Source organism: Kitasatospora sp. NPDC058063 (genome assembly GCF_042885395.1).
GTDB classification, from domain to species: Bacteria; Actinomycetota; Actinomycetes; order Streptomycetales; family Streptomycetaceae; genus Kitasatospora; species Kitasatospora lactacystinica.
In genome coordinates, this window is record NZ_JBHVSD010000001.1 from 95,202 (window position 1) to 116,340 (window position 21,139).

Annotated in this window: 20 protein-coding genes; 15 read left to right on the top strand and 5 right to left on the bottom strand. The window is 73.6% G+C overall.

All coding sequences use genetic code 11. From position 1 onward, the window contains the following. Positions 1-13: 13 nt before the first annotated feature. Positions 14-676, bottom strand: a complete 663-nt coding sequence (locus ACFVUY_RS00495; RefSeq protein WP_387726375.1) for an ATP-binding protein — start codon at positions 674-676, stop codon at positions 14-16. 230 nt (positions 677-906) lie between these two features. On the opposite strand from ACFVUY_RS00495, the gene ACFVUY_RS00500 reads away from it, so the two are divergent. From ACFVUY_RS00500 to ACFVUY_RS00550, 11 genes are all read left to right on the top strand, one after another. After that, positions 907-1,731 (top strand): hypothetical protein, encoded by an 825-nt coding sequence (locus ACFVUY_RS00500; RefSeq protein WP_387726378.1) that lies wholly within the window; start codon positions 907-909, stop codon positions 1,729-1,731. Positions 1,732-1,915: 184 nt separating this feature from the next. Further along, a complete protein-coding gene (locus ACFVUY_RS00505; RefSeq protein ID WP_387693889.1) occupies positions 1,916-2,662 on the top strand; it encodes a YcnI family protein in 747 nt (248 codons plus the stop codon). Between the two features lie 77 nt (positions 2,663-2,739). Further along, the gene (locus tag ACFVUY_RS00510) at positions 2,740-3,408 is read left to right on the top strand and encodes an SCO family protein (RefSeq protein ID WP_359898031.1); all 669 of its coding nucleotides are present in this window, start codon (positions 2,740-2,742) and stop codon (positions 3,406-3,408) included. Further along, on the top strand, positions 3,405-3,920 hold the full coding sequence (locus tag ACFVUY_RS00515; protein ID WP_387726381.1) for a copper chaperone PCu(A)C: 516 nt from the start codon (positions 3,405-3,407) through the stop codon (positions 3,918-3,920). The genes ACFVUY_RS00510 and ACFVUY_RS00515 overlap by 4 nt, the downstream gene beginning before the upstream one ends. Before the next feature lie 13 nt (positions 3,921-3,933). Further along, positions 3,934-6,009 (top strand): FixH family protein, encoded by a 2,076-nt coding sequence (locus tag ACFVUY_RS00520; protein WP_387726384.1) that lies wholly within the window; start codon positions 3,934-3,936, stop codon positions 6,007-6,009. Between the two features lie 5 nt (positions 6,010-6,014). After that, positions 6,015-7,331, top strand: a complete 1,317-nt coding sequence (gene efeB, locus ACFVUY_RS00525) for an iron uptake transporter deferrochelatase/peroxidase subunit (protein ID WP_387726387.1) — start codon at positions 6,015-6,017, stop codon at positions 7,329-7,331. A gap of 135 nt (positions 7,332-7,466) precedes the next feature. Next, a complete protein-coding gene (pheA, locus tag ACFVUY_RS00530) occupies positions 7,467-8,402 on the top strand; it encodes a prephenate dehydratase (protein ID WP_387726390.1) in 936 nt (311 codons plus the stop codon). A gap of 560 nt (positions 8,403-8,962) precedes the next feature. Next, complete coding sequence (gene serS / locus ACFVUY_RS00535) at positions 8,963-10,237, top strand: serine--tRNA ligase (protein ID WP_387726393.1); 1,275 nt, start codon at positions 8,963-8,965, stop codon at positions 10,235-10,237. Between the two features lie 52 nt (positions 10,238-10,289). Then, positions 10,290-11,135: an HAD family hydrolase gene (locus ACFVUY_RS00540; RefSeq protein WP_387693882.1), complete on the top strand. Its 846-nt coding sequence runs from the start codon at positions 10,290-10,292 to the stop codon at positions 11,133-11,135. A gap of 171 nt (positions 11,136-11,306) precedes the next feature. After that, a complete protein-coding gene (locus ACFVUY_RS00545; RefSeq protein ID WP_387693881.1) occupies positions 11,307-12,029 on the top strand; it encodes a FadR/GntR family transcriptional regulator in 723 nt (240 codons plus the stop codon). Between the two features lie 63 nt (positions 12,030-12,092). Beyond that, entirely contained in the window at positions 12,093-13,328 is a 1,236-nt protein-coding gene (locus tag ACFVUY_RS00550; protein WP_387726396.1) for a CynX/NimT family MFS transporter, read from the top strand. A gap of 143 nt (positions 13,329-13,471) precedes the next feature. On the opposite strand, the gene ACFVUY_RS00555 is transcribed toward ACFVUY_RS00550, so the two are convergent. The 4 genes from ACFVUY_RS00555 to ACFVUY_RS00570 are packed head-to-tail and all read right to left on the bottom strand — an operon-like array spanning position 13,472 to position 17,038. Next, positions 13,472-14,188, bottom strand: a complete 717-nt coding sequence (locus ACFVUY_RS00555) for an ABC transporter permease (RefSeq protein ID WP_387693961.1) — start codon at positions 14,186-14,188, stop codon at positions 13,472-13,474. A 58-nt stretch (positions 14,189-14,246) separates the two neighbouring features. Beyond that, entirely contained in the window at positions 14,247-15,164 is a 918-nt protein-coding gene (locus ACFVUY_RS00560; protein ID WP_387726399.1) for an ABC transporter ATP-binding protein, read from the bottom strand. A gap of 13 nt (positions 15,165-15,177) precedes the next feature. Continuing rightward, positions 15,178-16,077, bottom strand: a complete 900-nt coding sequence (locus tag ACFVUY_RS00565; protein ID WP_387726401.1) for an ABC transporter permease — start codon at positions 16,075-16,077, stop codon at positions 15,178-15,180. After that, positions 16,061-17,038, bottom strand: coding sequence for an ABC transporter ATP-binding protein (locus ACFVUY_RS00570; RefSeq protein ID WP_387693964.1), 978 nt, complete (start codon positions 17,036-17,038; stop codon positions 16,061-16,063). Before ACFVUY_RS00570 ends, ACFVUY_RS00565 begins: the two co-directional genes overlap by 17 nt. A 215-nt stretch (positions 17,039-17,253) precedes the next feature. Here ACFVUY_RS00570 and ACFVUY_RS00575 point away from each other — a divergent pair, with 215 nt between their 5' ends. Genes ACFVUY_RS00575 through ACFVUY_RS00590 form a run of 4 tightly spaced genes read left to right on the top strand, consistent with a single transcriptional unit; the run spans position 17,254 to position 21,116 of the window. Then, on the top strand, positions 17,254-17,694 hold the full coding sequence (locus ACFVUY_RS00575) for a hypothetical protein (protein WP_387693965.1): 441 nt from the start codon (positions 17,254-17,256) through the stop codon (positions 17,692-17,694). Between the two features lie 13 nt (positions 17,695-17,707). Beyond that, positions 17,708-19,990 carry a hypothetical protein gene (locus tag ACFVUY_RS00580; RefSeq protein ID WP_387693967.1) on the top strand — a complete coding sequence of 761 codons (2,283 nt, stop codon included), beginning with the start codon at positions 17,708-17,710 and terminating at the stop codon, positions 19,988-19,990. After that, a complete protein-coding gene (locus tag ACFVUY_RS00585) occupies positions 19,987-20,592 on the top strand; it encodes a hypothetical protein (RefSeq protein WP_387726404.1) in 606 nt (201 codons plus the stop codon). The genes ACFVUY_RS00580 and ACFVUY_RS00585 overlap by 4 nt, the downstream gene beginning before the upstream one ends. Beyond that, positions 20,589-21,116, top strand: a complete 528-nt coding sequence (locus ACFVUY_RS00590; protein ID WP_387693969.1) for a hypothetical protein — start codon at positions 20,589-20,591, stop codon at positions 21,114-21,116. Before ACFVUY_RS00585 ends, ACFVUY_RS00590 begins: the two co-directional genes overlap by 4 nt. The last annotated feature ends 23 nt before the right edge of the window (positions 21,117-21,139 follow it).

Below are 21,139 nucleotides of genomic sequence, written 5' to 3' on the forward strand. Positions count from 1 at the left end.
GGCCCCACGTGCACTAGGACGCCGCGCGCAGCAGCGCGCCGTCCTGCCACTTGAGGATCTTGTCGAAGCTGACGATCGCCCCGCGCAGCGGGTGGTTGCGCAGCTGGACGTGGTCGGTGAGCGCGTGGATGAGGAAGAGGCCGCGGCCGGATTCGGCGGTGAGGTCGGGGAGGGTGTCCAGGTCGACCGGGCGCAGCGTCGGGGCGCTGGGACGGCAGGGCAGGACGTGGGTGTCGTACGGGTGGCCGTCGCGGCGGGGCCGGTGGGCGGCGAGGACGCGGGCCGGGACGGTGGCCCGGCCGCGGCGGGTGCGGCGGGGCGCCCGGCCGGCCACCGCCGGACGGGCGGGCGCCGGGGCGGCCGGGCGGCGGACGGCGGCGGGAGCGGCGGCCCCGGCAGGAGCGGGGGCCGGGGCGGGCAGGCCGGGCCCGGAGTCGGTGACCTCGATCCGCAGCCGGTCGCCGCAGATCGAGGCGGTGACCTGGAAGCCGTCGTCGGGCCGCCCGGTGGCGCCGTGCTCGACGGCGTTGGCGCAGGCCTCGGTGAGGGCGACGCCGAGGTCGTCCGCGATCTGCGGGTCGACGCCCGCGGTCGCCATCGCACCGAGCAGGATGCGCCGGGCCAGCGGGACGCTGGCCGGGTCGCGCTTGAGGTGCAGAGTCCACCAGATGTCCACGGGAGGTCCCTCCTGGCTGCGGCTCCACATACAACTAGGTATCTCCGGGCGATTCGCGGGTGAACCGTGCCCGGGGGCCGCTACCGCCCGTTCGGCGGATGGACCGGGGGACGGGGTCTGTGCCGGGCGACACGTACGCCCCCTCGCACGCCGCCGCCGAAAGGGGCATTCGTAGGGATTTCCCACCCTGCCCGTGTCGGCGGCGTACGCAATGAGAGGATGGCCCGGCCATGACTGCCCTCGCCGCCGCCCCGCTCCCGGGCGCCCCCGGACCGGCTCAGCCGGTGGGGTCCGCCGCCTGGGACCTGCGGCTTGCCCGGGCGGTCCCGTTCGCGCTGGTCTGCACCCTGATAGCGGCCGCCGGGCACGCCCTGGCGGGGGGCGGGAACGTGCCGCCGACCGCGTTGGCGCTGGGTTTCGCCGCGGTGCTGGCGTTCGCGGCGGTCTGCGGCGGGCGGGAGCGTTCGCTGGCGGGCATCGCCGGGGCGCTGGGTGCCGGGCAGCTCGCGCTGCACTGTCTCTTCCACGGCTTCAACGGCTTCAACGGCTCCATGCCGGGCATGCACCACGGCGGCCCCGGTCCGCTGACCGTGCCGCAGGTGGCCGGTCGGCTGATCTGCAACGAGGCGCGCCCCGGCACGCTGCTCGGCCTGTCCGGCGGCCCGTCCGCGGAGCAGCTGGTCTCCTCCGCCGGCCTGGATCCGCACGCGTTCGCCACCGCGCCCTGGTGGCAGGCCGGTGTCCTCGGCATGACGCCGTCGATGCTGGCCGGGCACCTGGGTGCCGCGCTGGTCGCGGGCTGGTGGCTGCGGCGCGGCGAGGCGGCGCTGTGGCGGCTGCTGCGGGTGGCCGCCACGGCGGCCCGGGAGCACTGGGCGGCGCCGTTGCGCACGGCGTTCGCGCTGGTGGCCGCGCTGCTGCGCGGTCTGTTCGGCGTGGCGGGCCCGGCCCGCCGGTTCGGTGCCCGGGGCGGGGAGAGCCTGTTCCCGACGGGTGCGGTGCTGCGGCACAGCGTGGTGCGGCGCGGTCCGCCGTGCGGGGCTCTCGCGTACTGACCGGCGTCTCCCGGCGGCCCTGCGGCCGCGTCGGGTGCCGGTGTGCGCACCGTCCGGCCGTTCCCCCGACCACCGGGGCGGCCCGAGGCTCTGCCCCCACCTCCCCACGCGCGGCCCCCGCGGTACGGATCGTGTCCGTCGCCCGGTACCGGCTGCCGCCGAGCTCCGATCGGAGACCCGCATCATGCGTTCCCTTCCCACCCGTCGTCTCGCCGCCGTCGCCCTCACCGCCGCCGCCTCCGTGGTGGCGCTGGCCGGCCCCGCCTTCGCGCACGTCACCGTGAACCCGGGCGCGGCCGCCCAGGGCGGCTACACGGCCGTCGACTTCCGGGTGCCGAACGAGAGCGACACCGCGGGCACGGTGAAGCTGGAGGTCAACCTCCCGCTGGACCACCCGCTGGCCTCGGTCCGGACCCTGCCGCTGCCGGGCTGGACCGCCGCGGTCGAGAAGGCCAAGCTCGACAAGCCGATCAAGGTGCACGGCAACGACGTCACCGAGGCCGTCTCCAAGATCACCTGGACCGCCGACGCCGGCACCAAGATCGCCCCCGGCCAGTTCCAGGAGTTCCGGGTCTCGCTCGGCCCGCTGCCGACCGACACCGACAGCCTGGTCTTCAAGACCCTCCAGACCTACGACAACGGCGACATCGCCCGCTGGATCGACGAGTCCAAGGACGGCCAGCCCGAGCCGGCCAAGCCCGCCCCCGTCCTGAAGCTCACCAAGGCCGCCGAGGGCGACGGCCACGGCGTCACCGCGTCCCCGGCCGCGGGCGCCCACGGGGACAGCTCCGACCACGCCGCCGCCGGCGACGCCAAGTCCAGCGACTCCACCGCCCGCACCCTGGGCGTGGTCGGCATCGTGGTCGGTGTGATCGGCACCGCCGTCGGCGTGCTCGGCCTGCGCCGCAAGAACGGCGGCTCCGCCTCCTGACCCCCGCGCCGGCGGCGCCGCACCCGCAGGACGGGTGCGGCCCCGCCGGCGGCCCACCGCGCACGATCGGAACTCGCATGCCCCGCACCACCCGCACCACCCGCCTGGCCGGCGCGGCCGCCCTGGCGCTGGCCGCCGCCCTGACCCTGTCCGCCTGCGGCTCCTCCGGCGGCGACTCCACCGTCGCCAAGGTCACCCGGCAGAAGGAGGACACCCCGTACCAGGGCACCAAGCTCGCCAAGAACTTCGAGAAGCCGGACCTCCAGCTGACCGACACCTCCGGCCGGCCCTTCGACCTGCGGCAGCAGACCAACGGCAAGGCCACCCTGCTGTTCTTCGGCTACACCAGCTGCCCGGACGTCTGCCCGACCACCATGGGCGACATCGGCGTCGCGATGAAGGCGCTGCCCGAGGCGGACCGGCAGAAGGTCAACGTCGTCTTCGTCTCCACCGACCCGCAGCGCGACACCCCCCAGGTGCTGCGCACCTGGCTGGACTCGATGGGCAGCGACTTCATAGGCCTCACCGGGGACCTGGCCAAGGTGAAGACCGCGGCCAAGTCGCTCGGCATCATGATCGAGGACCCGGTGGTCAACGGGGACGGCACGGTCACCTCCACCCACGGCGCGCAGGTGCTGGCCTTCCTCCCCTCGGACGACAAGGCGCACGTGCTCTACATGAGCGGCACCGAGGAGAAGACCTACGAGCACGACCTGCCGCTGCTCGCCAAGGGGGTCGCGGCGTGACCTCGGTGCAGACCGGAACCGGCCGCTTCCGCCGCACCGCCCTGCTCGGTGCCGTCGTCGCGACGGCCCTGGGCGGCGGCGCCATCCTGGCCGCCTGCGGGACGGGCGGCGGCACGGGCGGGCAGGACGGTGCCGCCGGCGGCCCGGCCAGGCTCAGCGTCGCCGACTCCTACATCCCGCTGCCCCCGGCCGGCGGCATGGCGGCCGGCTACCTGACCGTCCGCAACGACGGCGGGCAGGACGAGCTGCTCAAGGTGACCAGCCCGACCGCCGGGTCGGTCACCATGCACCGCTCGACCGCGTCGACCATGGAGCAGGTGGACAGTCTCGACGTCCCCGCGCACGGCACCCTGCAGCTCGCCCGGGGCGGCAACCACCTCATGATCATGGGATGGCAGAAGGCACCGGCCCTCGGCGACGAGCTGGAGCTCGACCTCACCTTCGCCAAGTCCGGCACCATCTCCGTCAAGGTTCCGGTCAAGGAGCTCACCTACCGGCCCAGCCAGAGTTAAGGGGACCGCCACCATGCAGTCGGCCGGCCTGGAGAAGGCCACCCACCGCCGGACCGCCGGGGTGCTCGGAGTGCTCGGCGCGCTGCTCGCGCTGATGCTCGCGGGCGCCGCCCCGGCCTCCGCGCACGCCACCCTGGATTCCACCGACCCGCGGCAGAACTCGGTCGTCGCGACCGCCCCGCAGGCGGTGACGCTGACCTTCAGCGAGTCCGTCTCGCTCTCCGGCGACTCCGTCCGGGTGCTCGACCCGGCCGGCCAGGCCGTGGACACCGGCAACCCGGCGCACGCCGACGGCAAGGGCAACACCGCCCGGGTCGGGCTGCGCGGCGGGCTCGCCAACGGCACGTACACGGTGGCCTGGCGGGCGGTCTCGGACGACTCCCACCCGGTCGGCGGGGCGTTCACCTTCTCCATCGGCGCGCCCTCGGACACCTCGGTGTCGGCGACCGCGCTGCAGGGTGCGGAGGCCGACGGCCTGGTCGCCTTCCTGTACGGGACCGGGCGCACCGTCGCGTACACCGCGTTCGCGCTGCTGGTCGGCGTCGCCGCCTTCGTCCTGATCTGCTGGCCGGCCGGCACCGCCCGGCGCCGGGTGCAGCGGCTGCTGATGACCGGCTGGACGGCGCTGCTGGTCTCCACCGTCGCCGTGCTGATGCTGCGCGGCCCGTACGAGCGCGGCTCGGGGGTCGGGCAGGCCTTCGACCTGTCGCTGATGCGCGCCACGCTGGACGAGCGGATCGGCACCGCGCTGGCCGCCCGGCTGCTGCTGCTCGCGGCGGGCGGGGTGTTCCTGTCGCTGCTGGTCGGGCAGCTGGGGCAGCCGCCGCGGCCGGTCGTCCCGAAGCCGCGGGACGAGGACGGCTCCGAGGGCTCCAAGAGCTCCGAGGACGCCGGCGGCTCCGCCGGTCTCGCGGCGTCCGAGGAGGACGCCGAGGCCGCCGAGGCCGCCGAGGCCGCCGAGCTGCGCGAGCTGGAGCGGCGGGCCGCCGAACGGCCGCAGCGCGAGGTCCGGCTCGGGCTCGGCGTGGCCGGGCTGGTGCTGGCGGTCGCCCTCGCGGCGACCTGGGTCGGCGCCGACCACGCCTCGGTGGGCATCCAGGTCTGGCTGGCGCTGCCGCTCGGCATCCTGCACCTGCTCGCCATGGCGCTCTGGCTGGGCGGGCTGGCCGCGCTGCTGGTCGCGCTGCGCGAGGGCGTCGGCGCCGAGGTGGTGGACCGCTTCTCCAGGATCGCCTTCGGCTCGGTGGCCGTGCTGGCCGTCACCGGGATCTACCAGTCCTGGCGGGGCCTGGGCAGCTGGGGCGCGCTGACCGGCACCGAGTACGGGCGGCTGCTGCTGGTGAAGAGCGGCTGCGTGGTCGCGATGCTCGGCGTCGCCTGGATCTCCCGCTCCTGGCTGGCCCGGCTGCGCTCGGCCCCGGCCGAGTCGGTGGAGGTCGCACCGGCCGAACTGCCGGAACCGGTCGCCGTGGCGACGCACAGCGAGGACCCGGTCCGGCAGGCGCAGCTGGAGCGCCAGCGGGCCGCCCTGCGGAGCGCCGGACGCGACCGGGGGCTGACCCCGACCCGGGCCGGGCTGCGCCGCTCGGTGCTGGTCGAGGCGCTGGTCGCGGTGGCGGTGCTGGTGGTCACCACGATGCTCACCAACTCCCCGCCCGGACGGGTCGCGGGCGAGCTCAAGGCCGGGGCGGCCGCCGCTCCGGCGGCCGGCGGGGCCCCGGTGGCGCCGCAGACCGAGCCGGGCCGCACCGTCGAGCTCAAGCTCCCGTACGACACCAAGGGCCGGACGCCGAACGCCAAGGGCACCGCGACCGTCACCCTCAACCCCGCCCGGACCGGGCCGAACGAGGTGACGCTCGCGCTCGCGGGCGCGGACGGGCAGCCGGTGGACGTCCCCGAGGTGGAGCTCGCCTTCACCCTGCCGGACCGCGACCTCGGCCCGCTGCCGGTCGCGCTCACCCCGGAGGGCACCGGCCGCTGGATCGGCACCGCGCAGCTCCCGCTGGCGGGCAACTGGGTGGTGTCGGTGCAGATCCGCTCCTCCGACATCGACCAGACCACCCCGACCCAGCAGTTCAGGATCGGGTGAGCGGGATGACGGACACATCCACGGAGCACGTTGCGGCGCAGCCCGGCCCGGCGGACCACGGGTCGGGTCCGGCGGGGCCCGCGGGCTTCACCCGGCGGGCGCTGCTCGGCACCGCCGGGGCCGGACTGCTGGCCGGCGCCGGCGCGGGCGTCGCCGGGGCCGTCGCCCTCGACGGCCGACCGGGCGGGACGGCGGACGCGGCGGGCCCGTCCGGCGGGACGCTCGGCTCCGCCCGGGTGCCGTTCCGCGGCGAGCACCAGGCCGGGATCACCGACCCGGCGCAGGCCAGGGTCCAGCTCGCCGCCTTCGACCTGGCCGTGGGCGTCGGCCGGGACGGGCTGCGCACCCTGCTGCAGCGCTGGACGAAGGCGGCCGAACGGCTGACCGCGGGCGAGCCCGCCGAGGAGTTCGACGGCCAGGTCGCGCTGGACGCCGGGCCCTGCTCGCTCACCCTCACGGTCGGCTTCGGCGCCGCCCTGTTCGACAAGGCCGGGCTGGCCGACCGCCGCCCGCCCGGGCTCGAACCGCTGCCCGCCTTCCCCGGCGACGCGCTCGACCCGGCCCGCGGCGACGGCGACCTGTTCGTCCAGATCGGCGCGGACGACGCCCTGGTCGCCGTGCACGCCCTGCGGGTGCTGCAGCGGCTCGCGGCCGGGACGGCGGCGCTGCGCTGGCAGTCGGCCGGCTTCGCCCGCACCCCCGGCGCCGCCGCGCGGCCGGTGACCGGGCGCAATCTGATGGGCCAGGTCGACGGCACCAACAACCCCCGGCCGGACGAGGAGGGCTTCGCCGCCACGGTGTTCTGCGCCGGCGGCGACCAGCCGGGCTGGCTGGCCGGCGGCTCGTTCCTGGTGTTCCGGCGGATCCGGATGCTGCTGGACCACTGGGAGGCGCTTCCGGTGGACCGGCAGGAGCGGGTGATCGGTCGGCGCAAGTCGGACGGCGCCCCGCTCGGCGCACCCGCCGGGGCCGGCGAGCGGTCCCCGGTCGAGCTCGCCGCGCAGGGCCCGGACGGCACCCTGGCGATCCCCGCCGACGCGCACATCCGGGTCGCCGCCCCGGCGGCCAACGGCGGGGCGGCGATGCTGCGCCGCGGCTTCTCGTACCACGACGGGCTGCTGCCGGACGGCTCCCCGGACGCCGGGCTGCTCTTCCTCGCCTTCCAGGCAGACCCGCGCAAGGGCTTCACCCCGGTGCAGCGCAAGCTCTCCCGGGGCGACGGCCTCTCCCGCTTCCTGCGGCACGAGGCCAGTGGCCTGTACGCGCTGCCACCGGGCCCGCCGCCCGGAGGCTACCTCGGACAGCAGTTGTTGGAGGGGTAGTTCCCCCGGATTCACCGGGACGCACCGCCGCGGTTCCGGTCGGTGGAACGCTTTCCTGCCAGGGCCGCGGAGTCGTTAGGGTGACTGCTTCGGCACACTCCGCCCGCGCAGCACCGAGATTCCCACGGAGGCATCATGTCGGCCACCCGCTACACCTACCTCGGACCGGCCGGCACGTTCACCGAGGCGGCCCTGCACACCCTGCCCGAGGCGGCGACCCGGGAGCTGGTGCCGCTGTCCTCGGTGGCGCTGGCACTGGACGCGGTGCGCGGCGGGGAGGCGTCCGGGGCGTTCGTCCCGATCGAGAACTCGGTGGAGGGCGCGGTCACCGCGACCAACGACGAACTCGCCTCCGGCGCACCGCTGATGATCTACCGTGAGGTGCTGCTGCCGATCACCTTCGCGCTGCTGGTGCGACCGGGCACCGAGCTGTCCGGGATCAAGACGGTGACCAGCCACCCGGTGGCCCAGCCGCAGGTGCGGCGCTGGCTGGCGGCCAACCTGCCGGACGCGAAGTGGGAGTCGGCCGCCTCCAACGCGGACGGCGCCCGGCTGGTCTCCGAGGGCCGCTACGACGGCGCGTTCGCCGGGGAGTTCGCGGCGCCGATCTACGGGCTGGAGCCGCTGGTCAAGGAGATCGCGGACGCCAAGAGCGCGGCCACCCGGTTCGTGCTGGTCGGCCGTCCGGGCCGGGTCTCCTCGCCGACCGGCGCGGACAAGACCTCGATGGTGGTCTGGCTGCCGGACGACCACCCGGGCGCGCTGCTGGAGCTGCTCCAGGAGTTCGCGGTGCGCGGGGTCAACCTGATGCGGATCGAGTCCCGCCCGACCGGCGAGGGCATGGGCAGCTACTGCTTCCTGATCGACTGCGAGGGCCACCTGTCCGAGCGCCGGGTCGGCGAGGCGATGATGGGGCTCAAGCGGATCTGCCCGCAGGTGCGGTACCTGGGCTCCTATCCGCGCGCCGACCGGCAGGAGTCCACCCACCAGCGGCCGGGGACCTCGGACGAGGACTTCTCCTCGGCGGCGGACTGGCTCTCCCGCGCCCTCGACGGCCGCGGGAACATCTGAGACCCGCGGGGCATCCGCGACCTCCGCGGCCTCCGCGGCCGTCCGGACACCCTGATTGCATCTTTTGTCTTTCTGACCTTTTCCGACTGTTTTGGATCGGGTCGACCGGGCGGGGCGGACGGCCACGTCCGTCGTCCACAGGGGGCCCGGGGCCGGGGGCCGCTGTCCACAGGGCTCCCCGCTGTCCACAGCCCCGAGTTATCCACAGGTCGGGGGAGAGTCGACAAACCGGTATAGCCATTGCCCAGAACTGGTCGGACCATCGGTTTGCGTCGCAGAGATGACCAATCGGACCAGAGTCACCCGGTTGCCAGCAAATCACCCGTCCGAGTGCTTCAATTCCCTCACTCGGGAAGGTTGATTGAGGTTTGAAACCTCAATTCCCTGGTTCGTTCACGCGGAAGGCAATCCTCCCCTTGGATCCACAGGCCAGGGGCCGGGCCTGTGGATAACCCGGCGGCGGAGCGTTCCCCACAGAAGTTATCCACAGGATCGGGCGAGTTATCCCCAGGGGAAATGCCGTACTGGTGGAGGAACGGTCGCCCGGTACGCTTGGGCCTGTGATTGACCTTCGCCTGCTCCGTGAGGACCCTGACCGAGTGCGCGCCTCGCAGCGCGTCCGTGGCGAGGACGTCGACCTGGTCGACGCCCTCCTCTCCGCCGACGAGCGGCGCCGGTCCTCGGGCAGCCGCTTCGACGAACTGCGCAACGAGCAGCGGGTGCTCGGCAAGCAGGTCGCCCAGGCCAAGGGCGACGAGAAGGCCGCCCTGCTGCAGCGCACCAAGGACCTGGCCGCCGAGGTCAAGGCCGCCGACGCCGAACAGGGCGCGGCCAAGGAGGAGGCCGACCGCCTGCTCCGCTCGCTGGCGAACCTCATCGACCCGGCCGCCCCGGTCGGCGGCGAGGAGGACTTCGTCACCCTCGAGGAGATCGGCACCCCGCGCGACTTCGCCGCCGAGGGCTTCGAGCCCCGCGACCACGTCGAGCTCGGCCAGATCCTCGGCGCGATCGACACCGAGCGCGGCGCCAAGGTCGCCGGTGCCCGCTCCTACTACCTGACCGGCCCCGGCGCGCTGCTGGAGCTCGCCCTGGTCAACATGGCGATCGCCCAGGCCACCGCGGCCGGCTTCACCCCGATGATCACCCCGGCCCTGGTCCGCCCGGCCGCCATGGACGGCACCGGCTTCCTCGGCCAGGCCGCCGAGAACGTGTACCACCTCGCCGAGGACGACCGGTACCTGGTCGGCACCAGCGAGGTCCCGCTCGCCGCATACCACATGGACGAGATCCTCGACGCCGACAAGCTGCCGCTGCGCTACGCCGGCTACTCGTCCTGCTTCCGCCGCGAGGCCGGCACCTACGGCAAGGACACCCGCGGCATCATCCGCGTCCACCAGTTCGAGAAGGTGGAGATGTTCGTCTTCACCACCCCCGAGGACGCGGAGAACGAGCACCGCCGCCTGCTCCAGTGGGAGAAGGACTTCCTCAACGCGCTGGAGCTGCCGTACCGGGTGATCGACGTCGCCTCCGGCGACCTCGGCGCCTCGGCCGCGCGCAAGTTCGACATCGAGGCGTGGATCCCCACCCAGGGCAAGTACCGCGAGGTCACCTCGACCTCCAACACCACCGAGTACCAGGCCCGCCGGCTGGCGATCCGGATGCGCGAGGAGGGCAAGACCCGCCCGCTCGCCACCCTGAACGGCACCCTGGTCGCCGTCCCGCGCACCATCGTGGCGATCCTGGAGAACCACCAGCAGGCCGACGGCTCGGTCGTCCTGCCCGAGGCGCTGCGGCCGTACCTCGGCGGGCGGACCGTCCTCGAACCGGTCAAGTAGCCCGGCCAGCACCACCCAGCACCACCCGCAACTCCCGGGAGACGTAAGGCCCATGAGCACCATCAGCCCCAGCCTCGCCTCCCCCGGCGGTGGCGGCCTGCCCTACCGGCTGGTCGCCACCGACCTCGACGGGACCCTGCTCACCAGCGGGGAGACCGTCTCCGAGCGCACCCGCGCCGCCCTGGCCGCGGCCACCGGCGCGGGCGCGCTGCACATCATCGTCACCGGGCGCTCGGCGGTCTGGGCCCGCCCGGTCTTCGACGAGATCGGCTACACCGGGATAGCGGTCTGCGGACAGGGCGCCCAGGTGTACGACGCCGGCGCGCACAAGCTGCTCACCTCGCTCACCCTGGACCGGCGGCTCGCCGCGCTCGCGATCGAGAAGATCGAGACCGAGACCGGCCCGCTGGCCATCGCCGCCAACCAGGACGGCCTCGACGGCCAGGTGCTGGCCGGCCCCGGCTACGAGCTGCTGATCGGCTCCGACCTGCCGGTCGTCCGGGTCGATCGCGGCGGGCTGTTCGACGCCCCGCTCAGCAAGCTCTACATCCAGCACCACGCCCTCACCGACGACGCCCTCGCCGACGCCGCCCGGCGCGCCGCCGGCGACCTGGTCGGCGTGGTGATGGCCGGCGCCGGCGTCGTCGAACTGCTCCCGCTCGGCCTGTCCAAGGCCACCGGCCTGGCCGTCGCCGCCCGCCGCCTGGGCGTCCGCGCCGCCGACACCATCGCCTTCGGCGACATGCCCAACGACGTCCCGATGTTCGGCTGGGCCGCCCACGGCGTCGCCATGGCCAACGCCCACGAGGAACTCCTCGCCGTCGCGGACGCCGTCACCGCCAGCAACGACGAGGACGGCGTCGCCGCGGTCCTGGAGCGCCTCTACCCGCAGCGCTGACGCCTCCGGCGGGGAGGCCCGGCCGCCCCGCCGACGGGCGCGGGAACCGTATCCGGGGGTACATCCAGGGTTCGTGGGCTGGTCAGGGATGGGTTGTAGGATGACCGGGCAAGCGGTTGTAGGATGACCGACGACCGGTGATGACGTGTGCGGTGGAAAGGGAGGTCCGGCATGAGCGGCGGTTTGCAGGCGGCCGGGCGGCGCTCCCTGGTGGACACCGCGATCGAGCAGTTGCGGGCGCAGCTGGCCGGTGGGGCGTGGCCGGTGGGCTCGCGGATTCCCACCGAGCACGAGCTGGCCGAACAGCTGGCCGTCGGCCGGAACACCGTGCGGGAGGCCATCCGGGTGCTGGTGCACGCCGGGATGCTGGTCTCCCGGCAGGGCGAGGGGACGTTCGTCCGCTCCACCAGCGACCCGGCGTCCGTGCTGCGCGGCGTCCAGCGCTCGGGCATCCGGGACGTCCTGGAGGTCCGCGCGGCGCTGGAGACCGAGGGCGCCCGGCTGGCCGCGCTGCGGCACACCCCCGAGGACGTCCGGCGGATGCGCGCCGCGCTGGCCCGTGAGGCCGAGGTGTTCGCGGCGCACCCCGAGCGGGCGAGCCGCGAGGCCACCGTCGAGCACGACCTGGAGTTCCACACCGCCGTCGTCGAGGCCGCGCACAACCCCGCGCTGGCCGAGGTGTACCGCTACTTCGGCGCCTCCGTACGCGAGGCGATGACCTCCGCCTTCGGCGACCACGACATGCCCGAGGCGGTCGTCGCGACCCACGAGGCGCTGGTCGACGCGATCGAGAGCGGTGACCCGGACCGGGCCGAGGCGGCGTGTCGTGCGCTGCTCGCCGGCCCGACCGCGGCCGTCGAGCAGCTGCTCGCGGCCATCGCGGCGCGGAAGTAGGACGGCGCGAGCCTCCCCTCCGCCGTCCGCATCCACGCACCTTCACGAAAGAACAGCACATCCATGGCCGTCACCCGTGCCCAGCAGCCGGTTGTCACCACGTCCGCCCCGCTCCCCCTCCGCACCCGGGCGGCCCATCCGCTCCTGCTGCTGACCGGCATCCTGCTGGTCGCGCTGAACATGCGCGCCTGCCTGGCGGCGGTCTCCCCGATGGTCGGCGAGATCCAGCGGACCTTCGGCCTGTCCGCCACCGCGAGCGGGCTGATCACCACCGTCCCGGTGCTGTTCCAGGGCGTCGGCGCCCCGCTCACGCCCCGGCTGACCCGCCGCTTCGGCGCCGAGCGGGTGGTGCTCGGCGCGGTGCTGGTGCTCGGCGCGGGCGTGCTGCTGCGGGTGCTGCCCTCGGTGGCGGCCCTGTACGCGGGCTGCGTGGTGATCGGCGTGGCCATCGCGGTGCTGAACGTGTCGATGCCGGGCCTGGTGAAGCGCGAGTTCCCGGACCGCGCGGCCACCATGACCGGCGTCTATTCGACCACCATGCTGGTCGGCGCCACCCTCGCGGCCGGCACCTCCGTCCCGCTGGAGCACGCGCTGGGCGGCGGCTGGCGGGCCTCGCTGGGCGCCTGGTCGCTGCTCGCGCTGATCGCGGCGGTGGCCTGGCTGCCGCAGGTGCTGCGCTCGCGTCAGGAGCGGCAGGGGGCGGTGGCCGCCGCGCCGGCCAAGCCGATCGAGGGCATCTGGAAGTCCCCGCTGGCCTGGCAGATCAGCCTCTTCATGGGCATCTCGTCGCTGCTGGTGTACACCCTGGTCGCCTGGATGCCGACCATCCTGGCCGACCACGGCATGGACCGCGGCCAGGCCGGTCTGGTCTTCGCCTTCTCCAACCTGGTGCAGGTGGCGGGCGCCTTCCTGGTGCCGCTGATGGCCGGCCGGATGACCAGCCAGCGCGGGCTGGCGCTGACCATGGTGGCCCTGAACGGGCTGGGCATCGCGATGCTGCTGGTCGCGCCGGTCTCCGCCGCGTGGGTGTCGGCGACCATCCTGGGCGTGGCCCAGGGCGGTTCGCTGGGCCTGGGCCTGGCGTTCATCGTGCTGCGCACCCGCACCGCGGCCGGTGCCGCCCAGCTGGGCGGGATGTCGCAGGCGATCGGCTATCTGGTCGCGGCGGCGGGCCCGGTCGGCGCGGGTGCGCTGCGCCAGCTGACCGGCGGCTGGGAGACCCCGCTGGTGCTGATGCTGGTGCTGGTCCTGGTGGTCGGCGCGGCCGGCTGGGGCGCGGGCCGCAACCGCACCCTCTGAGCCGCTCGCCGGCGAGAACGCGGCAGTGGGCCCCGGACACCCTCAGGTGTCCGGGGCCCACTGCCGTACCGGGTCCACTTCCGTACCGGCTCCGCTGTCGGACCGGGCCCACCGCCGTACGGGGGCTCAGGGCCGGGCCGGGCTCACTCCTCGCCGGCCAGCGTCATCCCGGCCAGCTTCACCGAGGCGAGCACCGTCGCCGCGACGGTGACCACCAGCAGCAGCGGCACCGCCGCCGCGAGCGAGACGTCGGAGCTGATCGCGTTCTGCCCGGCGACCGCCTCGGCCACCGAGCGGCCCCACTGCTGGATGCTCAGCGTGCGGGCGCCCTCGACGAAGTTGCCGACCGTCGACTCCCAGATCAGGGCGTACGCGAGCCCGGCCACCACCGCGTGCCGGGTGACCACGCCGAGCAGCAGGAACAGCGCGCTGTACGCGGCGCCGGCGACCAGCACCGCCACGGTGTAGCCGAGCGCCACGCCGTCCTGGGTGCCGACCAGCAGCAGCCCGGCCAGCAGCGTCGGGACGACCGAGAACAGCCAGGTGACACCGATCGCGACGACCAGCTTGGTGGTGACGATCCGCCACCGGGGCAGCGGCTTGGCGAGCAGGTAGACGATCGAGCCGTCGTCGATCTCGTTGGCGATCACCCCGGTGCCGACGACCAGCCCGAGGATCGGGATCAGGGTGCCGAGGCCGAGGGCCCCGAGGATGTTGCCGGCCGTCTCGTGGGGGTCGGCGCTGGACACGCTGGCGATGGCCGCGACGATCAGCAGCAGGGCGGGGACCACCAGCAGCAGCAGGCCGCGGCGGCGGCCCAGCAGCCCGCGCAGGGTCAGCCTGGCGACGGTGGGGTTCATGGTCGGTCCGCCCCTTCCTGGGCAACGACGGTCCTGGCGGCGGTGCTCACGTGCCCGCTCATGCGGAGACCAGGTAGGAGAAGACGCTCTCCAGCGATTCGTCCGCCGGGGAGACGGTGTACAGCCGGATGCCGGCCTCCCGGGCGACCCTGGGCAGCAGGGTGGTGAAGCCCTGGAAGTGCACCGCTTCGATCCGCAGCGCCCGCTCCCGCTCGTCCACCTCGATGCCGGTGGTCGAGCCGTCGGCGATCAGCGCGGCGGCGAGCCGGCGGTCGTCGCTGGAGCGGACCAGGTAGCGGTGCGGGCGGTCGGTCATCAGCCGGCGGATCTTGCGGTAGTCGCCCGAGGCGGCGTGCCGTCCGGCGACCACCACCTCGATGTGCCGGGCCAGCTGCTCGACCTCCTCCAGGATGTGGGAGGAGAACAGCACGGTCCGGCCGTCCGCGCCGAAGCGGCGCAGCAGTTCCATCAGCTGGAGCCGCTGGCGCGGGTCCATGCCGTTGAAGGGCTCGTCGAGCAGCAGGACGGACGGGTCGTGGACCAGTGCGGAGGCCATCTTGACCCGCTGCTTCATGCCCTTGGAGTAGGTGCCGGTGCGGCGGTCCTTGGCGTAGGCCATCTCCACCAGGTCCAGCGCCCGGCCGGCGGCGGCGCCCGGCTGGGGCAGGCCGTGCAGCTCGGCGTTGGCGAGGACGAACTCCCAGCCGGTCAGGTAGTCGTACATCGACTCCCGCTCGGGCACCAGCCCGATCTGCCGGTACACCTGCTGGTTGCGCCAGATCGGCGCGCCGTCCAGGGTGACGGAGCCGCTGGAGGGGGCCAGGAAGCCGCTCATCATGTGGATGAGGGTGGACTTGCCCGCCCCGTTGGGGCCGAGCAGGCCGGTGATGCCGGGGCCGATGGCCATGGTGATGTCGTTGACCGCGACCACGTTCCCGAACCAGCGGGAGACCTTGTCGATGCTGATGGTGGCCATGCCGCCCTCCCCTTTAAACGTTCCGGTAGCGGCGCAGCAGCAGCCGGTACGAGCCGACCACCATGGCCACCGCGACGAGCGCGAACACGGCGAGGCCCAGGCCGCCCGGCGCGTGCCGGCGGTCGAATCCCTCACCGAGGCCGAACAGTTCGTTGACCAGGGACTCCACCAGGTCGGTGGGCGAGATCAGCGACATCCACTGCGCGGTGTCGGAGCCGGTCGTGCTGGGGTTGCTGATCCCGACCGCGGCGGCGCCCAGGGCGGCGCTGACCGCCAGGTAGCCCATGATGGCGGCCACCCCGAAGCCGCGGCGCGGGGTGGCGGCCGCGATCACCAGGGCGACCGAGGTCGGCACCAGCGCGTACAGGACGGCCGCGACCAGGCCGTACAGGAAGTGCCCGGTGTTGTGCCCGAAGTCCATCCCGCCGAGCAGCGCGCCGATGTACAGCACCAGCAACGGGGCCGCCATCAGCAGCAGCTGGGCGCAGACCATGGCGCCGAACTTGGCCCGGACGTAGTCGGTGCGGGTGATCGGGCGGGAGAAGTAGAGCGGGACGGTCTGGTAGCGCAGGTCCCGGGAGAGCAGTACCGGCGCCTGGGAGGCGAGGAAGACCGAGACCACCAGGCTGAGCATGGAGAGGTAGCCGGCGTACTCGACCGGCAGTTCCTCGCGCTTCATCACGACCGAGAGCGCCACCATGATCAGCGCGGGCACGGTCACCACGCCCAGCACCAGCATCGGCAGCACCTTGGACTTGCCGGAGCGGCCGAGGCCGTACGCGGCGCGCAGGCTCTGGGTGAAGAGCGCGCGGGTCGCGTAGGAGCGGCCGAGCCGGGGGCCGGTGTAGCCGCGGTAGCCGATGTCGTGGATGACGCCGGTGTCGGCGGACCTGGTGTCAGGAGGCAGCGCCATCGTTCGTCCCTCCCCTGCTCTGCTCGGTGTCCTGGGAGTCGGTGAAGAGTTCGGCGACCCGGTGCCGGCGCTGTTCCAACCGGACCAGGCCGAGGCCCAGTTCGGCGACGGCGTCGCGGATGGTGTCGTACGTCGACTCGTCGGCCAGCCGGACCAGCAGCTGGTGCGAACCCTCGGACTGGACGGACAGGCCGACCGCGGCGAGCCGCTCGCGGACCGCCGGGCCCGGCTCCAGGCCGTGGTCCTCCGGGTGGTCGCCGACCTCGACCGCGAGGACGGCCGTCGCCTCGGTGAAGGAGGCGGTGGAGGAGGAGCGCAGCAGCTTGCCGCCGTCGATCACGACCAGGTGGTCGCAGGTCCGCTCCAGCTCGCCGAGCAGGTGGGTGGTGACCAGCACGGAGATGCCGAAGTCGGTGTGCACCCGGCGGATCAGCCCCAGCATCTCGTCCCGGCCGGCCGGGTCGAGGCCGTTGGTCGGCTCGTCCAGCAGCACCAGCTTCGGGTCGTGCACCAGCGCCTGGGCGAGCTTGACCCGCTGCTTCATGCCGGTCGAGTAGCCGCCCATCGGGCGGTACCGCTCCTCGTAGAGGCCGACGTGCCGCAGGGTGTCCGCGGTGCGCTCACGGGCGGCGGTGGCGGGCAGGCCCGCCATCCGGGCCATGTGCACCACGAACTCGGTCGCGGAGACGTCCGGTGGCAGGCAGTCGTGCTCGGGCATGTAGCCGACCTGCGCGCGGATCTCGGACCCGCGGGTGGCGACGTCCAGGCCGAGGACCTCGCCCCGGCCGGAGGTCGCCGGGGCGAGCCCGAGAAGGATCTTGATCAGAGTGGACTTGCCCGCGCCATTGGCCCCGACCAGGCCGACCACACCCGGCCGCACCTCGACGGTGAGCTGGTCGAGCGCGGTGACCCGGGGAAACCTCTTGGTGAGGCCGTCCGTCTTGATGACAGCTGTGGACACGCCGACCACCGTAACGCTCTTGTGCCACAGGGGTCATGAGCTCGAATGACGAGCCCGTCTGCTGCTGCGGTATGACGCCGGCCCCCCTCTCCCCTAGGGGTTCGGCAAAACCGGAACCCGCCTGTACCCTTTGTCGAACTCTTGACGTACTTGCCACATTCTTTGCCAACGGGGGTGCCGGAACAGCGTTCCGGCGCGGGAGGGGATCGATCGACATGTCTGATCGGGCGACCGCGTTCGACCGGATGATGAACCCTTGGGCCTACGACGCGGACGGGAACCTGACCGACCGGGCCCGCGCCCAGGAGGCGGCCCGCACGCAGATCAACTCGGCCTCGGCACCGGGCGGGGGAGGCGGGGGCGGAGCCGGCTTCAGCGCCGACACCAACGCGCTGACCACCGCGGGGAACAACTCCGACCAGATCCACGCCCGCCTCAACACCGACGGCCGGGGCGCCGACGAGGCCACCACCAAGGTCTCCACCTCGCTCGCCAACTGGAGCACCGGCAAGGCCGCGGCGGGCGCCGCCGGCACCTGGGACCAGTGCGTCGCCGCGCTCGGCGGCACCATCGGGCAGACCACCCAGGCGCTGCGCGCCACCGCCACCAACTACCGCCAGAACGAGTCGGCCGTCCAGCACGACCTCGGCGCCTGAGAGAAGAGCAGCGATGGTCGACTTCCACGAACTCAGCACCGCCGACTTCGGCGTCCTGGACACCGCCGCCACCGCCTGGACCACCGTGGCCCAGAAGCTCAAGTCGATGGACGACGACTGGGACAGAACGGTGATCGCCCAGGTCAACTCCGCCTGCTGGAGCGGCCCCTCGGCCGACCAGGCCCGCCCCGGCCTGCAGCGCACCAACGAGCAGTTGACCGCCGCCGTCACCGAGGCGAACGCCTTCGCCTCGATCTTCACGGAGGCGTCGACCGAGTTCAAGGCGGCGAGGACCAAGCTGGACAAGGCGGTCGCGCAGGCCCGCACGGCCGGGCTGACCGTCACCGACAACGGCACCGTCAGCTGGCCCCCGGCCGACAACGCCACCCGGCACGACTACGAGGCCCTCCGGGACTACCAGAAGGAATGGGGCGACAAGGCGGAGGCCGCCCGCAAGGCGATCGACGCCGCCGTCGCCGAGGCCGCCGCCGCCGACGAGCGGATCGCCTACGCACTGCGCGCCGACAGCATGACGGACGGGCAGAAGTCCTTCAACGGCAAGGCCATCGGCGGCGGCCCCGAGGCGGACGGCAAGCGCGCCGCCCAGCTCGCCGCCAAGGGCGGGGACATCACCGAGCCCGAACTCACCGAACTGAACTCGCTGCTGGCCTCGCACGGCAACGACCCGAAGTTCGCCACCAAGTTCTACCAGGACCTCGGGCCGGACGGCCTGATCAAGTCCTGGAACGGCATGGTCGGCGACCCGGCGCACCCCCGCGACGACAAGTCCCCGCGCTGGAAGGCCTACCAGGACCTCCAGAAGAACCTGGGACTCACCCTCGCCACCGCCACCCGCACCACCAACGAGCCGCACCTGTCGGACGAGTGGTCCGCCGCGCTGCGCAAGGCCGGATCCCAGCCGGTCTGGGACAAGCCCTACCGGGCCTCCGGCCTCGACTACGTGCCGTACGGCTACCAGGTGCTCTCCGGCATCCTGATGAACGGCGACTACGACGCCCACTTCATCAACCCGATCGCCGAGCACGTCACCCAGCTCGACACCCAGGACAGGTACTGGCCGGCCCCGCCGCCCGGCTCCAAGATCCAGGGCTTCAACCTGACCGGGGGCGACGAGGCGGGCTCCGGCTTCCGTCCCACCACCGCCGTCCTGGAGGCGCTCGCGCACAGCCCGGAGGCCGCCAACAAGTTCTTCACCGAGCAGCCGACCGCGTACAACCAGGACGGCACGGTCAACCAGGGCGGCAAGCCCAAGCCCTCGGACTACTTCGACTACTACGCCCACGACAAGGACTGGATCCCGGACACGACCTCGCGGGACTCCAAGGTGTGGGACGCGAGCAAGCAGGCCGGGCCGGCCGCCTTCGGCCGCGCCCTGGAGGCCGCCACCACCGGCCACCCGTACGACGAGCCCGGCCCCGTCCCGCCGGAGCGGCACACCACCGAGCAGGCCGACCTGATGAAGCGGGTCGTGGACACCTTCGGCCGGCACGGCGACGACGGCGGGCTGGACGACATCAAGGGCGACGGCAAGCTCGCCGCCATGCGGGGCAGCCTCGGGCACATGACCGCCGAGTACATCGGCGACGTGCAGAACGCGCTCGCCCTCACCCACGAGCTGCCGGTCAACGGCTCGCCGGCCAACCTCGGCAAGTCCTCCGTGGAGGGGCTGATGGACGCGCTCGGACGCGATCCGGAGTCCTACGGCGCCGTGGTCAACGCCAACCAGGCGTACACCACCGCCCTCATCCGCGGCCACATGGACGGCGGGCAGACCGACTTCGCCCGGCTCAACGTCGACATCAACAACATCGCCCACGCCGGCGGGATCGCCAGCGGCATCCTCAACGAGGCCCGGGTCGACGAGGTGCACTACAAGCACGCCGAGTCCGACAAGGAGTTCAACGAGGCGCTGGAGAAGAACGTCGGCTACGGCAAGGACGCCTTCAGCGCCGTCATCGGCACCGTGACGGAGAAGATCCCGCTGGGCGGCGAGGTCGCCGACCAGATCATCGACTCGATCGCCGAGAGCGTGATCGAGGCCAACAAGCAGGACACCACCGCGGCCGGCGACCAGACCGCGCGCGACGAGAACGCGAGCGGACAGAACCAGGCGGTGGGCAGCGTCAAGCAGGCCGTCAAGGACGCCGGCGGCACCTCCGGGATGAGCCGCGAGGACGTCAACCGCCTCGCCGAGAGCGCCGGGATCAACGTGATGAACGGCTACAGCAACGGAGTCGTCAACAACCACGTCAACCACGCGAAGGGCGGCGCGTGAAGGACCTCGCGGCCCGGTGGGGCCGCTTCCTGACGAACCGGTGGGGGTGGCGCCTCGACAGCCGGTGGTGGCTCCCCCGCGTGCTGGTCCTCGCGGTGGCGGGGGCCGGGACCGTCGGCTACCTGGACTGGCGGGACCACCGCCCCGCCGACCCGCCCGGCCGGGCCGCCCACCTCTGCCGGATGCCCACCGGCGCCGGCACCCCGCTCGCGCGACTGCTCCCCGACGGCGGCCAGGACGTGGAGGAGGAGACGAAGGCCCTCATCGGCCAGGACCCGCAGACCTGCGTCATCCGGGTCGACGGACGCGGCGCGATCACCTTCACGTCCGTCCGGCGCCAGGGCGAGCTCGCCCTCACCGCCGAGGGCGCCGCGCACCCGCAGGCGCGCGCCTTCGACATCGCCGGCCTCGGCACGTCGTGGCCGGGCGGCGCGGCCGTGGCCGCGAGCTGCCTGGGCGGGAAGTACACCTCGAACGACTACGTCCAGCTGGAGGTCACCGCCGGGGAGGCCGCCCGCGCCTCCGGCGACGGCGGCCGGGCCGACCTCGAAGAGCTCACCCGGGCCGCCCTGGTGGAGGCGAGGAAGGACCGGTGCTCATGAAACGCTCCCAGGCGCTGCTCGCCGGCGCGACGGCGCTGCTGCTCGGCGGCGGCCTGCTCGGCTGGCACCTGTACCTCGACCACGCCGCGTACCGGCCACCGGCCGTGTCCCTGTCGCACGGGGAGTGCCGGGGCCTGCTGGACGACCCGGCCGTCGCCGAGCTGCTCGGCCGGGCCCCCCGGGTCTTCGCGGTCACGGAATACACGTCGGCGACGGCCGAGGTCAAGCCGTCCCTGCACTGCCGGATCTCCGGAGAGGACGGGCGGACGCTGACCGCCGACGCGGAGTTCGGGGACGTGCGGTCCGGCGGCGACACCCTCGGAGCGGCCGCCTTCGGCTGCTCGGTGAACGGCCGGACCGAGGCCTACCGGGCCGTCCTCAGGATCACCGTGAAGGACGGCGGGCACCTTCCCGACGGACCCGGCCGGAAGCGGATGGGAGAACTGGCGGGCGGCTTCGCCGAGCGGGCCGCCCAACGGCAGCTCGGCTGCGCGGGCGGCGCCGAACGGCTCGACGTGATGTGAGCCGGCCGGCGCCGCTCCCGGCG

Coding starts and splice junctions, on each gene's coding strand:
- ACFVUY_RS00500 (WP_387726378.1), top strand. CDS start 907: ATGACTGCCCTCGCCGCCGCCCCGCTCCCGGGCGCCCCCGGACCGGCT.
- ACFVUY_RS00505 (WP_387693889.1), top strand. CDS start 1,916: ATGCGTTCCCTTCCCACCCGTCGTCTCGCCGCCGTCGCCCTCACCGCC.
- ACFVUY_RS00510 (WP_359898031.1), top strand. CDS start 2,740: ATGCCCCGCACCACCCGCACCACCCGCCTGGCCGGCGCGGCCGCCCTG.
- ACFVUY_RS00520 (WP_387726384.1), top strand. CDS start 3,934: ATGCAGTCGGCCGGCCTGGAGAAGGCCACCCACCGCCGGACCGCCGGG.
- efeB (WP_387726387.1), top strand. CDS start 6,015: ATGACGGACACATCCACGGAGCACGTTGCGGCGCAGCCCGGCCCGGCG.
- pheA (WP_387726390.1), top strand. CDS start 7,467: ATGTCGGCCACCCGCTACACCTACCTCGGACCGGCCGGCACGTTCACC.
- ACFVUY_RS00540 (WP_387693882.1), top strand. CDS start 10,290: ATGAGCACCATCAGCCCCAGCCTCGCCTCCCCCGGCGGTGGCGGCCTG.
- ACFVUY_RS00545 (WP_387693881.1), top strand. CDS start 11,307: ATGAGCGGCGGTTTGCAGGCGGCCGGGCGGCGCTCCCTGGTGGACACC.
- ACFVUY_RS00550 (WP_387726396.1), top strand. CDS start 12,093: ATGGCCGTCACCCGTGCCCAGCAGCCGGTTGTCACCACGTCCGCCCCG.
- ACFVUY_RS00555 (WP_387693961.1), bottom strand. CDS start 14,188: ATGAACCCCACCGTCGCCAGGCTGACCCTGCGCGGGCTGCTGGGCCGC.
- ACFVUY_RS00560 (WP_387726399.1), bottom strand. CDS start 15,164: ATGGCCACCATCAGCATCGACAAGGTCTCCCGCTGGTTCGGGAACGTG.
- ACFVUY_RS00565 (WP_387726401.1), bottom strand. CDS start 16,077: ATGGCGCTGCCTCCTGACACCAGGTCCGCCGACACCGGCGTCATCCAC.
- ACFVUY_RS00575 (WP_387693965.1), top strand. CDS start 17,254: ATGTCTGATCGGGCGACCGCGTTCGACCGGATGATGAACCCTTGGGCC.
- ACFVUY_RS00580 (WP_387693967.1), top strand. CDS start 17,708: ATGGTCGACTTCCACGAACTCAGCACCGCCGACTTCGGCGTCCTGGAC.
- ACFVUY_RS00590 (WP_387693969.1), top strand. CDS start 20,589: ATGAAACGCTCCCAGGCGCTGCTCGCCGGCGCGACGGCGCTGCTGCTC.